The sequence below is a fragment of the Methylomonas sp. Uni0011 genome (genome assembly GCF_056850255.1).
Window position 1 is genome coordinate 1 of sequence record NZ_JBVVNO010000016.1, and the last position, 14,095, is coordinate 14,095.

Sequence of the window (14,095 nt, forward strand, 5' to 3'; positions counted from 1 at the left end):
TGGATAAAAAGGCCTCGAAACAGAGGCCTAACCGTTGAAACTCGATTTTATGACTGATTTCAACGCGAAAAAATCACGAGAACCGTGGGTAAGGGAAAATAGGCGCAAGTTTTTCACCAGCCTGTTAGGGTGCGTAGCATGTGTCCTCCAAGGGGGATGTAGTAAAGGCAAATCGCCATAGCTATTTAAGCAAGCATGAATTGGGCCAGTCGAAACTTTTATGTCACCGATCATTAGTCGAATGAATGACCGGGCAGGCGACGTAGAACGTTTGTCCGCAAAGCCGATGCGGGTCTTAATGACGCCATCGCCTACCTAAATCTGCCGTCAGGTGACCTTGGAAGCCCTGCTATGGCTCACCCGAGTCTACCTGCTTTGGGTATTGGCTTCCGGATAGTCTTAAAAAAGGCAGCGAAATGCCCCTTAATCCTTAGTTTTGCAGCAACCCGATGGCTATCGGCATAGGCCACATCTTTAACCGGACGATCAAAAATTTTAACCGCGAACGATGCGCTTCACGGTGTTCAGCACATCCTACAGCCCTAAACAGGCTGTCCTGAAAGCCCCCTCTCCTCGCGGGAGAGGGCTGGGGTGAGGGGAATGGCATTAAACCAAACCTGCAACCGCTTGCCCTGACAGCAACACCCCTCCAAAACCTTCATCGGCAAGATCGAGCACGGTTTTGATTTTCTCGGTTACCGCTTTTCCCGGCAACCCTTGCAACTGGCGGCCGTCACCGTCAAAAAACACGTTGAAACACTGCACCGGCTTTATGAGCAACAGACCCACAAAAAAGCCAGTTCCGAGGAACTGGCTTCGGTTCTGGGGCAGTACCGTCAACGCTGGCGGCGCTGGTGTAAGGCCGGATTGGACGAGATTGTTAAACAGGAACCCTTTTGCCCCGAGTACGCAACCATCGTTGACTTAACAGACCGATCCCGAGCAGCATCAGGGTGCTAGGCTCGGGGACGGTGGTGGCTGGCTGTTTTTTCCATACTGAGATTGTCTCTGTGGCACTGACGGATAGCCTAGAAGTTTCCTTCAGAAAACTATCTATTACTTCACGTATCGGTACTCTACCTGGGAAGTTACTTATAAGAATAACCGAGGTGTAAATGTATGAGACATTATTAATACTATCTAAAAAGTAAGGCGTCATGATTGCACAGATTTTTGCGAAATCGTTAGGACATCCCGCAATCTTCCACGGGTTATCCGTAAAATAGCCATCTGATACAAGCAACTCTAGCAACGCACTGTTCAAGTCAAATGCTTCGCTAGCCGTAATCGGAAAATCGCTCTGCTCATTACAGCCGTTAAAAAATCCCTCGCAGGTGCCGTCCCCGATGAACACATCGTATTTGTTGCCCAGATAGTCAATGTCGCGTGCGCCAGTCAAGATACCGTTAGCATCGGTGACGAGCGAAGCTGCGCTGCTACTGTGCAGGGGCAGCAGTAACAGAAATAAAACGACGGCCAGGGTGCGTAGCATGTGTCCTCCAAGGGGGATGTAGTAAAGGCAAATCGCCTGGCTATTTTGCAAGCATGAACCGGGCCAGTCGAAACTTTTATGTCACCGTTTATTAGTCGAATGAATGACCGGGCAGGCGACGTGGAAAGTTTGTCCGCAAAGCCGATGGGGAGGCTTAATGACGCCACCGCCTACCTAAATCTGCCGTCAGGTTACCTTGCAAGCCCTGCTGTGGCTCACCCGAGTCTACCTGCTTTGGGTATTGGCTTCCGGATAGTCTAAAAAAGGCAGCAAAACACCCCTTAATCCTTAGTTTTGCAGCAACCCGATGGCTATCGGCATTAGGCTACATCTGCTAAATACACTTAACCGGACGATCAAAAATTTAAAGGGCCGCCCGCAATCGGCCGAAAACTGTCGAAAAACATTGAACATATATTTCAGCCGATAGACTTTGCATGCCGATTCGATTGCCCTTCTATTGCATAAAACTCCAAAAAACGGATTATCTGTTCCCACTGTGAACCACCGCCTCGGCATCATCTCGGACACCCACGGCCTGCTACGCCCGGAAGCGCTGGCGGCGCGACTACCCAAGGATTATTGAAGAACGAAACGGCGTTATCTCGGCTGGCAAAGCCAAGCTGACCGTTTACCCTAGGACGTTAGTGTTAATGCCGACCGCGTGGCAGTTTTTCGCCGCGACGAAGAAATCATTTTGCGAGAAACGCCGATCAACGCATCGGCAATTTTCGACGCCCTCAGCGCCTTACCGGAAGACTTCATGGGCGAAGGCCGCGACGACAAGCCGCCGCAAGAGCGTGAAGCGTTGTGATGCCGCCACGTTACCCGCCTCATACCATATCCAAATCGCCAAACAGCCATAATAGCCCGACGCGCGGATTTCAGCCTGTCTCAGGCTTGAACAATAGAATGCGCCAGCCTACAATGCTCCCAAAACGGGAGCCAGCGATCTAACAACGATGCGCATCATCGCCAAAAGCACGATCAAAAAATTCTGGGAACAACCGGCCTACCGCGATGCTAAAGGCCCCTTGGAAAGCTGGTACGAAGAAGCGTTAAAAGCCAACTGGGCTTCGCCGCAAGATATTAAAAACCAATACCGAAATGCCAGCATCTGTAATAACAACCGGGTGGTTTTTAATATCGGCGGCAACAAATACCGGCTGGTAGTGGAAATGCAATACCGCGCCGGTATTGCCTGGATAAAATTTGTAGGCAGCCATGCCCAATACGACCAAATCGACGTGGAGACCGTCAATGACTATTAAACCCATCCGCAACGATGACGAACTGAAAGCGGCGTTTCAACGGCTGGAAGCCATTTTTCAAGCCGAACCGGAAACGCCGGAAGCCGACGAAATGGAAGTATGGGTGACCTTGATCGAGGCCTACGAAAACAAGCATTACGCAATCACGCCGCCCGATCCTATCGAAGCCATCAAATTTCGCATGGAGCAGCAAAACCTCAGCACCAAAGACCTGGAAAGCTATATCGGCGGCAGCGGCAGAGTGTCGGAAGTCCTCAACCGCAAACGCCCGCTGAGTTTAAAAATGATCAAACGCTTGCATGAAGGTTTGGCAATACCTTACGAGAGCCTGCTGGCCGGGTAATACTTTCCGGCTGTTATACCGGTTAACAACCAACCGGACCGAAACATACTGGCTGGGGAATCGGCTTGTGCCTGACAGTAACACCTCTTGGCTTATTCCGGCCTAGCTGCTACGGCACTGTTATACAATGCTTAAAACTCTTCAAATTCAAATTACGGTGGCAGCATGGTGACACTCAATCTTGACGACGACACGGCAAACCTACTGCGCCAGGTGTCGGAACAGGAACACGTCAGTCCGGCGCAATTGATCAAACATCTACTCAGCGACTACCTCGAAGATTTAGCCGATGCCGCCGCCGCAGATGCCGCGTTAGCGGAATTGGCCAGCGGTAAGGACGATACGATCAGCTTGGCGGAATGGGAGCAACAACTCAATGCCTTGGAGCGTTAGGCTTGCTTCGAGCTGAACGGCTTATTCGAGCAGGCGCTAATCGAACTGAGATTTAGCTACCAGCCGATCATGGCGCGGGTGCGGATGGGCCGCAGCGAAGGCGGGCCGCGCCTGCATTTGCGCCTTTATCGTCGAGGCCGACGGCGAATCCTGGCTGGTCGATGTCGGTTTCGGCGGTCCCAGCCACTATCGGCCGTTGCGGCTGGGCACCGAGCAGGAACAAACCCTGGACCATAACCGGTTTCGCTTGCGTTTGGAGGCGGAATCGGGGGAAACCGTGCTGGAACGGCAGCAAGACGGCGAATGGTTTGCGCTGTACAGTTTCGATCGTTCCAGAGTGCAGCGCTGCGACCTGGAAGCGGCCAATCTGGTCTGCACAACCTGGGATCAGTCGCTGCTGTCGCAAAATCTGTTGATTTGCCGCAATACCGCCTCGGGCTGGGTGCAGTTGTTCAACACCAACTTTTCCCAATTCTATGCCGGAGAACAGGTCAGCACGCCGGTTAACAGTCGGGCGCATTTGCGCGATTTGCTGGGCGGCCATTTCGACATCGAGCTGGCGGACGAGCAATTGGCTAGGCTGGCCGAGCGGCTGGCGTTATCAGAAGCTTAAATCGGAACAAGACAAGGTCGCGACGTGATTAAATGCCGAGGCAGGCAACCCAAATCGAGAGATGACTCTGCGAGTCGAATGATCGAGAGTAGAATCAGGTGCAGCCCGGAACCGGCTGCAACGATATTGAAACTTCGAGTCTGGTGGGTGCTGAGGGGTTCGAACCCCCGACCCTCGCCTTGTAAGGGCGATGCTCTCCCAGCTGAGCTAAGCACCCGACTCGAGGCCGCGCATTTTATCGAAATCGACGCGGCGCGCAAACTGTTTTTGTCGTTGGTTCCACTCGACCCGGCTGACTTGCCGGCAAATTCTGCCGATGCCGGCAGTGCGCCGTCCCGATCGGCGCCGGTTTCCAAAGCCTTCCGGAGCAGACTGGCCGCGGCCGCGTCGGAGAGCTTGATAAATCGGTATTTTAGCCTAGGCTGATGTAAGCAATGGACTACAAAACCTGCGGTCTGATAAGCTTTCCCCCGACCCTACGTTTACCGACAAAATCGCATGAGTAAAAGCTCCCCTTTCCTACCTATTTACGATTTTTCTCCCAACGTAAACGCCAACTATCTGAAACAGATTCTGCCGCTGCTGGTTCGGCACAATATCGCGGCCAATCCGATCAATTACGCGATCTGGTACGACTATGTCGCCGAAAACAATGCCAGCCTGAACCGGGCGGTCAATACGTTGATTTCCGAGCAGAAAAAGTTCGACTACGAAACCAGCGTCGAGCTGTATAAAACCCATATTTGCAACGCCTCGCTGGAATCGTTCGAGCAGATCAACCGCCAGTTGCACAAGGTCATCGAACAAGCCACCAGCGCGATCAACGACACTTACAACAAGGCGGAGGAAACCAACGACAGCTTCCAGAAAAAGTCGGTGATTCTGGAAAACTTTTCCGCATCCGACGGCTTGAAAACGGTACTGCAGGAAATCATCCAGGAAACCAAATCGCTGGCACTGACCAGCCAGGCCATGCAGACCAAGTTAACCGAAGCCAACCGGGAAATGGAACAACTGCGGGAAGAGCTGGCCCAGGTGAAACAGATCGCCACCACCGACGGCTTGACCGGTTTATTGAACCGGCGCGCTTTCGATATGACCTTGGCGGAGATCGTCGAACGCTCGGCGCCGGAAACCGCCTGCCTGTCGATGCTGGATATCGACCATTTCAAACGCATCAACGATACCTACGGCCATACCATCGGCGATAACGTGATCAAATACGTCGCCACGCTGATGAAAAAACACGCCGAAGACCATCACCACGTCGCCCGCTACGGCGGCGAAGAGCTTGCCATCATCATGCCGAATACCAGCCCGGATCGGGCGATACAAATCTCGGAGAACATCCGTAGCGCCATGGAAGCCAGCAAGCTGCAGCGCAAGAACGACAACCAGCCCTTGGGCAAAATCACACTGTCGATCGGCGTCGCCCGCTTGCAACAGGGCGACGATTCGGAAAGTTTTCTGGTCAGGGCCGATAAAGCACTCTATCAAGCCAAACAAAGCGGCCGCAATAAAGTCGTGCCGTCGTAATCCCGGATGCCGCGCTTGGGGTTCAGGCCTCGGCAAAGCGCTGGACGATCAAGCACCCCACCATATCGCCCTCGACATTGACCATAGTGCGGACCGTATCCAGCACCCGATCCACCGGCAATAAAATCGCGATCGCTTCGGCCGGCAAACCGACGGCTTGCAGCACCATCACCATGGTCACCATCCCGGCGCTGGGTATGCCCGGCGCGCCGATGGCAGCCACCATCGTCGTAAAACAGACGATCAGTTGCTGCGCCAAATCCAACTCGATCCCGGCCAGATTGGCGACAAACAACGCCGCGGCCGCCTCGTACAGTGCAGTGCCGTCCATATTGACGGTGGCACCAAGCGGGATTACAAAACCGGCAATACTAGGCTTGACGTGTAGATGCTGCTCGGCGCAACGCAAGGTTACCGGCAGCGTCGCCGAGCTGGAACTGGTGGCAAAGGCGGTGAGCAGCGCGGCACGTGCGCCGCGGAAAAACTTCAGAGGCGAGACGCCGGTCGCCAGGAATAACAAGCCCGGCAACACCACGAAACCGTGCAGCAAGGTGGTACCGATCACGACCGCGACGAATTGGGCCAAACTGCTCAACAAAGCCATGTTCTGCGTCGCCAGCAACTGCGCCAGCAAGGCGCAGATCCCGAACGGCGCCAGCCGCATGATCCAGCCGACCAGGCGCAACATCAATTCCAAGCCTTCCTGCAGCAATAACAGGATATTGCGGTAACGGTCGCCGCCGACCACCAGCGCAATTCCCAACAGCAGCGCAAACACCACTATCGCCAGCACGTTGGCCTGCGCCAACGCGGCAAACGGGTTGAGGAACAGGCCGTGCAGGAAACTGGCGATAAATTCGGGGAAACTCATCTGTTTGGCGCTAAAACCTTGGCCGGCATGCTGGAACAGCTCCAAATTCAGACCTTTGCCGGGTTCGAACCAAATCGCCGCTCCCAGCCCGAGCAGGATCGCCAACGTCATCGACAACACGAAAAAGCCCAGCGTTGCGATCCACACCCGGTGGAGCTGGCTATGCAAGCGCAAATTGGCAACGCCGACTGCGATCGAGGTAAACACCAGCGGCACCAGCACCATTTTCAACAGATCGACAAACAAAGTGCCGACCAAACCCAACAAATAAAGCCCCTGCCGGCTAAGCGGCGCCTCCGGCCCCAATCCGGCGAAACCGATGCCCAGCGCGATACCCAGCGCCGCCCCGAGAAAAATTTGGCCGTTCAATCCGATTTTCACCGCGTTCTCCTGATGCAAACATGTAATGCCGATTGTAACCCCGGCGTCGGCAAAGCAATCGAACGTCGCCCTTCGGCCCGTTGCCGAAACAAAATTCATTGACCAGCGGCCAATGCCGGCAGTACTTTGCGGAAAAATGGGGACTGGTTGCGGCTGATTGGCTGGCTGCAGCCGGCAACGACAACACTAAAACGAAAGGAACAAGCATGAAGATCGGACCCAAACCCGCAGCAAGCAAAGCCGGCACGCGCCTGAAACCCAAAACCGGCTTTAGCGCAGACGCGCGCCGCTTGCGCCAAGCGTTGGAGCGAATCGCCGAGCTGGAACAACGCTTGGCGGCGCTGGAGCAAGTCATTCAAATCGCGCCCGACGGATCGCTTCGGATCAGTTCTGCCGCGAACGTCGAAGTCAACGCGAGTCTGGTAACCATCAATGCCAACAACGTGAAAGCCGCCAACATCATCCAATGCGAAACGCTGATTGCGAATAATGTCGTGGCAGCGACTTATACCCCTGGCGCCGGGAATATTTGGTAGGCGCGGCGAGCGGGCAAAGCAGAGCGCCAAGCCGGGCGGCTCGGCGCGCTGACATTTGCCGGCGGCTTGTCTTAGCCGCGGCGTTTAGCCCAACCGATGCCGCCGGCCAAAACCGTACCGAACAACCAAACCGCCGAGCTCCAGAACAAGCATGAGATCCAAGCTGAACGGCAGCGTACCGGTTGCCGGCAATAACGACAGCACAAACCCAAAGGCATGCACTGGCGGACTTATCACCGCTTAATGCAAAAACAACTGGCTTACGCCAATCAAGCTTATGCCGGCATGCTAATAACCCTGAAAAAGGTCGACGCCCGATTTGCCGAAATTGAAAAGTTGCTGTATCTATGAGCCCGCTTTAATCAACGACAAAACCTAACCCTTCCCGCTCAATGGCCATCAAAAAATCCGAGCTGTACAGCTCACTCTGGAGCAGCTGCGACGAACTACGCGGCGGCATGGATGCATCGCAGTACAAAGACTATGTGCTGGTCATGCTGTTCATCAAATACATCAGCGACAAATTCGCCGGCCAACCCTATGCGCCGGTGATCATTCCGGAAGGCGCCAGCTTTAAAGACATGGTGGCCTTGAAAGGCAAGCCGGACATCGGCGACCAGATCAACAAGAAAATCATCGCCCCGCTAAAAGCCGCCAATAAACTCACCGACATGCCGGATTTCAACGACGCCGGCAAACTGGGCAGCGGCAAGGAAATGGTGGACAAGCTCACCAGCCTGATCGCCATTTTTGAAAACCCGGCCCTCGATTTTTCCAAAAACCGCGGCGAGCACGACGATATTCTCGGCGACGCCTACGAATACCTGATGCAGCACTTTGCCATCGACAGCGGCAAAAGCAAAGGCCAGTTTTACACCCCGGCCGAAGTTAGCCGCGTCATCGCTCAAATCATCGGCATTCGCGAGGCCAACACCAGCAGCGAAACCACCGTCTACGATCCCACCTGCGGTTCCGGTTCGTTGCTGTTGAAAGTCGGCGACGAAGCCAAAACCAAGGTCAATTTATACGGCCAGGAAAAAGACTCCGCCACCAGCGGCCTGGCGCGGATGAACATGATTCTGCACGACCACGCCACCGCGATGATCGTGCAAGGCAACACCCTGGCCGATCCCAAATTCACCGACGGCGGCAATCTGAAAACCTTTGACTTCGTCGTCGCCAATCCGCCGTTCAGCGACAAACGCTGGACCCACGGCGTCGATACCGAACACGACCCGTTCGAGCGCTTCAAGCACTTCGGCACGCCGCCGGACAAACAAGGCGATTACGCCTACCTGCTGCACATCGTCCGCTCGCTAAAAAGCACCGGCAAAGGCGCCTGCATTCTGCCGCACGGCGTGTTGTTTCGCGGCAATGCCGAAGCCGACATCCGCCGCAACCTGATCAAAAAAGGTTACATCAAAGGCATCATCGGCCTGCCGGCCAACCTGTTTTACGGCACCGGCATTCCGGCCTGCATCATCGTCATCGACAAGCAGGACGCCCACACGCGCAAAGGCATTTTCATGCTCGACGCCAGCGCCGGCTATATGAAGGACGGCAACAAAAACAGGCTGCGGGCGATGGACATCCACAAGATCGTCGACGTCTTCAATAAAGGCCTGGAACTGCCCAAATACGCCCGCATGGTCGGTTTCGAGGAAATCGAGAAAAACGATTACAACCTGAACCTGCCGCGCTACATCGACAGCCAGGAGCCGGAAGACCTGCAAGACATCGAAGGCCATTTGCGCGGCGGTATTCCGGAGGCCGACATCGACGCCCTCGCACGCTATTGGGACGTCTGCCCTGCCCTGAAAACCGCCTTGTTCCAGCCCAACCGCCCCGGCTATTGCGATTTGGCTGTCGCGAAAAGCGCCATCAAAACCAGCATCTATCAGCACCCGGAATTTTCGGCCTTCATCGCTGACATGAACGCGCATTTTGCAACATGGCGGCAACGCAGCGCCGAGCGCCTCAAAGCCTTGCAAATCGGCTGCCACCCCAAGCAACTGATCGCCGAACTGTCCGAGGACTTGTTAAACCACTACACCGGCAAAGCCCTGATCGATAAATACCACGTTTACCAACACCTGATGGATTACTGGGCGGAAACGATGCAGGACGATTGTTATCTGATCTCTGCCGACGGCTGGCAAGCGCAGACTTACCGCATCCTGGAAACCGACAAGAAAAGCGGCAAGCCAAAAGACAAGGGCTGGACTTGCGATCTGGTCCCCAAAGCCTTGAGCGTCGCCCGCTACTTTGCCGAACAGCAGCAGGCCATCGGCCAACTGCAAGCCGATCTGGAAGCCGTCAGCGCCGAATTAAACGAACTGGAAGAAGAACACAGCGGCGAGGACGCGGTATTTTCCGGCTTCGATAAAATCAACAGGGCCGAAGTCAGCAGCCGGTTAAAAGAAATTTTGGCCACGGAAGGCCTGATGTCGCCTAGGGCAGGGATGCCGGAAGCGACCGGCAATGACGTCGATGCCAAAGACGAAATCGCGGTATTGCAACGCTGGCTAACGCTCTCCGTCAACGAAGCCGCGCTGAAAAAAGCATTGAAAGAAGCCGAAGCCGAGCTGGATGCTAAAGCCTACGGCCACTATCCCAAACTCAGCGAGGCCGAGATCAAAACCCTGGTGGTCGATGCCAAATGGCTGGCGACGCTGGATACCGCGATCCACGGTGAAATGGACCGCATCAGCCAGCAACTCACCCAGCGCGTCAAGCAACTTGCCGAACGCTACGAAACCCCGGTGCCGCAAATCAAGCTGCGCGTGGATGCATTGGAAGCCAAGGTCAACGGCCACCTGCAAAGGATGGGGTTTGCATGGAGTTAACCCAAAGCACCGATTACCTGACCCTGTTGGAGCGCATTACCGACAGCTACACCCAAGGCCGGGTACAGGCCATGCAGGCCGTCAATACCAGCCTGCTGGAAACCTACTGGCAAGTGGGTCGGCATATCATAGAGTTTGAGCAAAACGGTAAAATCCGCGCCGCGTATGGCAAAGCCTTGATCGGCACCTTGGCCACCGATTTAAGCCTGCGCCACGGCAAAGGCTTCAGTCGCAGCAATTTGGTCTACATGCGCCTGTTTTATCTGCGTTACCCAATAAGTCAGAAGCCTTCTCACCAATTGAGCTGGTCGCACTATGTCGAATTATTGAAGCTCGATGACGAACTGGAACGTAGTTTCTACGAAAAACAGGCCATCGCCGAACGCTGGTCGGTACCGGAGCTGAAACGCCAAAAAGCCTCTTCTTTGTTTTTACGACTGGCGGCCAGTAAAGATAAAGCCGGGGTATTGCAGCTGGCCGCAGAAGGCCAAACGCTGGCCCAGCCTACCGATCTGCTGCGAGAACCTTACATTTTTGAATTTCTAAAGATCCCGGAACCCGCGCAGGTCTCGGAAACCCAGCTCGAAACCTTGTTGTGCAATCACTTGCAGCAATTCTTGCTGGAACTGGGTAAAGGCTTTACCTTTGTCGGTAGACAGTATCGAATTACCCTCAACAACACCCATTACAAGGTCGATCTGGTGTTTTATCACCGCATCTTGCGCTGCTTTGTGCTGATCGACCTAAAAATGGGCGATGTGCAGCATCACGACATCGGCCAAATGAACATGTATCTGGGTTATTTTGCCAACGAGGAAAATATCGAAGGCGACAATCCGCCCATTGGCATCATCCTCAGTCGACATAAAGACGAGCTGCTGGTGGAATATGCCACCTACAACCTGAACAGTCAGCTATTCGTGCAGAAATATCAGCTGTATCTGCCTGATCGGGAAGAGCTGCGCCGGGAGCTGGAAGACACCTTGCGCGAGGCAGAGCAATGAGTGAGCCGCGAAAATACAGCAACAGCGGCCCCACGGTTTCCAATCCAAAGGTGCTTATGGATGTGCAGGAAGCGAATGCGAAATATGTGTTGCCTGCCGAGCAGTTAATACCAGAGGGGTATAAGCAGACTGAGGTGGGGGTGATACCGGAGGATTGGAGTGTTCAGCGACTTAAAGACCTGATTACAATCAAAAGTGGGTTCGCATTCAGTAGCGCACATTTCTCGGACAAAGGTCCAATTCTGTTAACGCCAGGTAACTTCAAATTGGAAGGTGGCCTTTATTTTAATGACCGTAACACTAAGCGTTACGCTGGCCTTTATTCAGCTGCGATGGTATTCGAGAATGGGGACCTTCTGATCGTGATGACTGATCTGACTCCCGATTGCAATTTGCTTGGTAAGCCAGCCGTTGTAAATCATCAAGAATCAATTCTACACAACCAACGGATTGGCAAAATTGTTTTAAATAACCCGCGCGTCTCCCTTGCCTTTCTTTATTGGTATTTTCTTTCAGAACGTCACGCGGCAAGGATGAAAGAAACAGCTACTGGATCAACAGTTCGGCATACGTCGAATGGAAGCATTTATGGAAGCTTGATTACTGTCCCCCCCACTAAAGCCGAACAAGAAGCCATCGCCGAGACGTTGAGCGATGCGGATGCACTGATTGAAGCCCTGGAACAACTCGTCGTCAAAAAACGCCAGCTCAAGCAAGGCGCCATGCAGGAACTTCTCACTGGCAAGCGCCGTTTGCCGGGGTTTAGTGCCGAATGGGAGGTCAAAACTATTCAAGACATATCTCAAGTTGGCAGGGGACGTGTGATAAGTCATGCTGAAATCGCGAAATCAACATCGCCCCTTTATCCTGTTTACTCTTCGCAAACCTCCAACGGTGGCGTGATGGGATACCTTGATACCTATGATTTTGAAGGTGATTACATTACATGGACAACTGACGGCGCAAACGCCGGCACCGTATTTGCTCGGACTGGTAGGTTTAATTGCACAAACGTTTGCGGAACAATTAAATTGAACAGCGGCGATCACCACTTTATTGCTTCGTTGCTCGGACAATCAACCTCAGCTCACGTCTCTCGGCACCTCGGAAATCCAAAATTAATGAACGATGTAATGAAAAAAATCGAAATCAGGATTCCGAAGTCATTCGACGAACAAACCGCCATCGCTCAAATACTCAGCGACATGGACGCCGAGATCGCCGAGCTGGAAAGCAAACTCGCCAAAGCCCGCGCCATCAAGCAAGGCATGATGCAGCAACTACTCACCGGCAAGATTCGCTTGGTATAAAGCGGACAGGCCCGCCGCAAACCTTGTTCATCGGCGGAGATGTCGGCGGCTGGAGCTGTGACAAAATCAGGGCAAGCCGCGATGCTGTAGTTATCCTGGATGGATAGAGCAAGGATGGTTTAGTACCCGTGGAGCACTAGCCACTAATAGCAGACTGCCGCGCGGATGTTTAGCAGCCAGGAAATTCGACTTCCTAATAACCGCTTTACCAGATAAGCTTGCTAGCGATTACAGATAATTTTTTGAGCCACTATAAACAATTACTTGATTTGACTACTATTACGGCATGCTATTAAAGATAGCAAAACAGCCTGTTACAGATAATTGCCATCATGCCTGCATTTAATCATCATGATTTAACCTTGCTCAATCCGGCTTTCGATTCGCCGCTGGTGGATGTGTTGACCGAGCTGGAATATTTGCGGCGTTTGCAATTGGGCGGCACCACGCCGCCGCAGGTGTTTTTTCAATTGAAGACGATTTTCCACATGCTGGAGAGCTTGGGGTCGGCGCGGATCGAGGGCAATCATACGACCTTGGCCGATTACGTGGAAAGCAAGCTGGAGGGCAACCCGGGCCAGCCAAACGATCAATTGCGGGAAATGGTCAACATCGAAACGGCAATGGACTTTATCGAAGCCCATTTCAATACCGGTGATGAATTGACCGAGTATTTCATCCGCGAATTGCACAGCATGACAGTCAGCCAATTGGAACGCGAAGGCGACGCGACGCCCGGCGCCTATCGGCAAAAGCCGGTGCAAATTGCCCAATCCGACCACTTGCCGCCCGATGCCTTGAAAGTGCCGGACTATATGCGGGAGTTGGTGGCGTTTATCAATGCCGATCATCCGCGCAAATACGATCTGATTAAAGTGGCCTTGGCGCATCATCGCTTCGGCTGGATACATCCGTTTGGCAACGGTAATGGCAGGGTGGTACGTTTGCTGACTTATACATTGTTAATCAAATACGGTTTTAACGTGAAAACCGGTGGCAGGGTGTTGAATCCGACGGCGGTATTTTGCAACGACCGCGACCGTTACTACGCGATGCTGGCGGCGGCCGATAAAGGCACCTTGGAAGGCTTGGAAACCTGGTGCGTGTATGTGTTGCAAGGCATTTTGGAAGAGCTGAACAAGCTCGATCAACTGGCTGACTTTGACTATCTGGGCAACAAGATCTTGGCGCCGGCATTGGCCTACGCACGCGAACGCGAGTTAATCACCGTACTGGAAGAGAAGATTCTGCACATTGCCGCGAAAGCCGGGACGGCAAAGGCCGCGGATTTTGAACCGGCCATGCCGAATATGACCCCGACCCAGCGCACGTATCAGCTTAAAAAGCTGGTCGAGCGGCAGATGTTGCAGCCCATCAAGTCCGGTGCAAGACAGTACACGATTGGTTTTAGCAGCAATTATTTGATACGCGGCGTAATTAAAGCGTTATCGCAAGAAGGCTTTATTCCGGAATCGTTAAACAACGCTAACCCATAATGC

The 14,095-nt window shown here is 53.6% G+C and carries 14 protein-coding genes and 1 tRNA gene; 11 read left to right on the forward strand and 4 right to left on the reverse strand.

Annotated features, from left to right (window positions below; genetic code table 11):
• Positions 1 to 606: 606 nt before the first annotated feature.
• Complete coding sequence (locus AC0IM9_RS15690) at positions 607 to 840, reverse strand: hypothetical protein (RefSeq protein ID WP_482804624.1); 234 nt, start codon at positions 838 to 840, stop codon at positions 607 to 609.
• Between the two features lie 40 nt (positions 841 to 880).
• Positions 881 to 1,492 carry a PEP-CTERM sorting domain-containing protein gene (locus AC0IM9_RS15695; RefSeq protein WP_482804625.1) on the reverse strand — a complete coding sequence of 204 codons (612 nt, stop codon included), beginning with the start codon at positions 1,490 to 1,492 and terminating at the stop codon, positions 881 to 883.
• Positions 1,493 to 2,156: 664 nt separating this feature from the next.
• On the opposite strand from AC0IM9_RS15695, the gene AC0IM9_RS15700 reads away from it, so the two are divergent.
• From AC0IM9_RS15700 to AC0IM9_RS15720, 5 genes are all read left to right on the forward strand, one after another.
• Positions 2,157 to 2,306, forward strand: coding sequence for an AbrB/MazE/SpoVT family DNA-binding domain-containing protein (locus AC0IM9_RS15700; RefSeq protein ID WP_482804626.1), 150 nt, complete (start codon positions 2,157 to 2,159; stop codon positions 2,304 to 2,306).
• Positions 2,307 to 2,454: 148 nt separating this feature from the next.
• Positions 2,455 to 2,763 carry a type II toxin-antitoxin system HigB family toxin gene (locus AC0IM9_RS15705; RefSeq protein WP_064042096.1) on the forward strand — a complete coding sequence of 103 codons (309 nt, stop codon included), beginning with the start codon at positions 2,455 to 2,457 and terminating at the stop codon, positions 2,761 to 2,763.
• Positions 2,753 to 3,106 (forward strand): helix-turn-helix domain-containing protein, encoded by a 354-nt coding sequence (locus AC0IM9_RS15710; RefSeq protein WP_064042097.1) that lies wholly within the window; start codon positions 2,753 to 2,755, stop codon positions 3,104 to 3,106. Before AC0IM9_RS15705 ends, AC0IM9_RS15710 begins: the two co-directional genes overlap by 11 nt.
• 165 nt (positions 3,107 to 3,271) lie before the next feature.
• Positions 3,272 to 3,499, forward strand: a complete 228-nt coding sequence (locus AC0IM9_RS15715; protein ID WP_482804627.1) for a DUF6290 family protein — start codon at positions 3,272 to 3,274, stop codon at positions 3,497 to 3,499.
• 154 nt (positions 3,500 to 3,653) lie between these two features.
• Positions 3,654 to 4,112 (forward strand): arylamine N-acetyltransferase, encoded by a 459-nt coding sequence (locus AC0IM9_RS15720; RefSeq protein WP_482804670.1) that lies wholly within the window; start codon positions 3,654 to 3,656, stop codon positions 4,110 to 4,112.
• 141 nt (positions 4,113 to 4,253) lie between these two features.
• Here the strand turns inward: AC0IM9_RS15720 and AC0IM9_RS15725 are convergent.
• Positions 4,254 to 4,329 (reverse strand) — tRNA-Val (locus AC0IM9_RS15725).
• Positions 4,330 to 4,610: 281 nt separating this feature from the next.
• Between AC0IM9_RS15725 and AC0IM9_RS15730 the strand changes: the two genes are divergently transcribed.
• Complete coding sequence (locus tag AC0IM9_RS15730; RefSeq protein ID WP_140912340.1) at positions 4,611 to 5,648, forward strand: GGDEF domain-containing protein; 1,038 nt, start codon at positions 4,611 to 4,613, stop codon at positions 5,646 to 5,648.
• A gap of 22 nt (positions 5,649 to 5,670) precedes the next feature.
• On the opposite strand, the gene AC0IM9_RS15735 is transcribed toward AC0IM9_RS15730, so the two are convergent.
• Entirely contained in the window at positions 5,671 to 6,900 is a 1,230-nt protein-coding gene (locus tag AC0IM9_RS15735) for a dicarboxylate/amino acid:cation symporter (RefSeq protein WP_482804628.1), read from the reverse strand.
• A 206-nt stretch (positions 6,901 to 7,106) separates the two neighbouring features.
• Here AC0IM9_RS15735 and AC0IM9_RS15740 point away from each other — a divergent pair, with 206 nt between their 5' ends.
• The 5 genes from AC0IM9_RS15740 to AC0IM9_RS15760 all read left to right on the forward strand — a co-directional run bounded on the left by AC0IM9_RS15740 (position 7,107) and on the right by AC0IM9_RS15760 (position 14,092).
• Positions 7,107 to 7,436 (forward strand): hypothetical protein, encoded by a 330-nt coding sequence (locus AC0IM9_RS15740; RefSeq protein WP_482804629.1) that lies wholly within the window; start codon positions 7,107 to 7,109, stop codon positions 7,434 to 7,436.
• 392 nt (positions 7,437 to 7,828) lie between these two features.
• Positions 7,829 to 10,282: a type I restriction-modification system subunit M gene (locus AC0IM9_RS15745; RefSeq protein WP_482804630.1), complete on the forward strand. Its 2,454-nt coding sequence runs from the start codon at positions 7,829 to 7,831 to the stop codon at positions 10,280 to 10,282.
• A complete protein-coding gene (locus AC0IM9_RS15750; RefSeq protein WP_482804631.1) occupies positions 10,273 to 11,286 on the forward strand; it encodes a PDDEXK nuclease domain-containing protein in 1,014 nt (337 codons plus the stop codon). Before AC0IM9_RS15745 ends, AC0IM9_RS15750 begins: the two co-directional genes overlap by 10 nt.
• Positions 11,283 to 12,596 carry a restriction endonuclease subunit S gene (locus tag AC0IM9_RS15755; RefSeq protein WP_482804632.1) on the forward strand — a complete coding sequence of 438 codons (1,314 nt, stop codon included), beginning with the start codon at positions 11,283 to 11,285 and terminating at the stop codon, positions 12,594 to 12,596. The genes AC0IM9_RS15750 and AC0IM9_RS15755 overlap by 4 nt, the downstream gene beginning before the upstream one ends.
• Before the next feature lie 332 nt (positions 12,597 to 12,928).
• Positions 12,929 to 14,092, forward strand: coding sequence for a Fic family protein (locus tag AC0IM9_RS15760; RefSeq protein ID WP_482804633.1), 1,164 nt, complete (start codon positions 12,929 to 12,931; stop codon positions 14,090 to 14,092).
• Positions 14,093 to 14,095 lie beyond the last annotated feature (3 nt).

Coding starts and splice junctions, on each gene's coding strand:
- AC0IM9_RS15750 (WP_482804631.1), top strand. CDS start 10,273: ATGGAGTTAACCCAAAGCACCGATTACCTGACCCTGTTGGAGCGCATT.
- AC0IM9_RS15740 (WP_482804629.1), top strand. CDS start 7,107: ATGAAGATCGGACCCAAACCCGCAGCAAGCAAAGCCGGCACGCGCCTG.
- AC0IM9_RS15695 (WP_482804625.1), bottom strand. CDS start 1,492: ATGCTACGCACCCTGGCCGTCGTTTTATTTCTGTTACTGCTGCCCCTG.
- AC0IM9_RS15760 (WP_482804633.1), top strand. CDS start 12,929: ATGCCTGCATTTAATCATCATGATTTAACCTTGCTCAATCCGGCTTTC.
- AC0IM9_RS15730 (WP_140912340.1), top strand. CDS start 4,611: ATGAGTAAAAGCTCCCCTTTCCTACCTATTTACGATTTTTCTCCCAAC.
- AC0IM9_RS15705 (WP_064042096.1), top strand. CDS start 2,455: ATGCGCATCATCGCCAAAAGCACGATCAAAAAATTCTGGGAACAACCG.
- AC0IM9_RS15745 (WP_482804630.1), top strand. CDS start 7,829: ATGGCCATCAAAAAATCCGAGCTGTACAGCTCACTCTGGAGCAGCTGC.
- AC0IM9_RS15755 (WP_482804632.1), top strand. CDS start 11,283: ATGAGTGAGCCGCGAAAATACAGCAACAGCGGCCCCACGGTTTCCAAT.
- AC0IM9_RS15715 (WP_482804627.1), top strand. CDS start 3,272: ATGGTGACACTCAATCTTGACGACGACACGGCAAACCTACTGCGCCAG.
- AC0IM9_RS15710 (WP_064042097.1), top strand. CDS start 2,753: ATGACTATTAAACCCATCCGCAACGATGACGAACTGAAAGCGGCGTTT.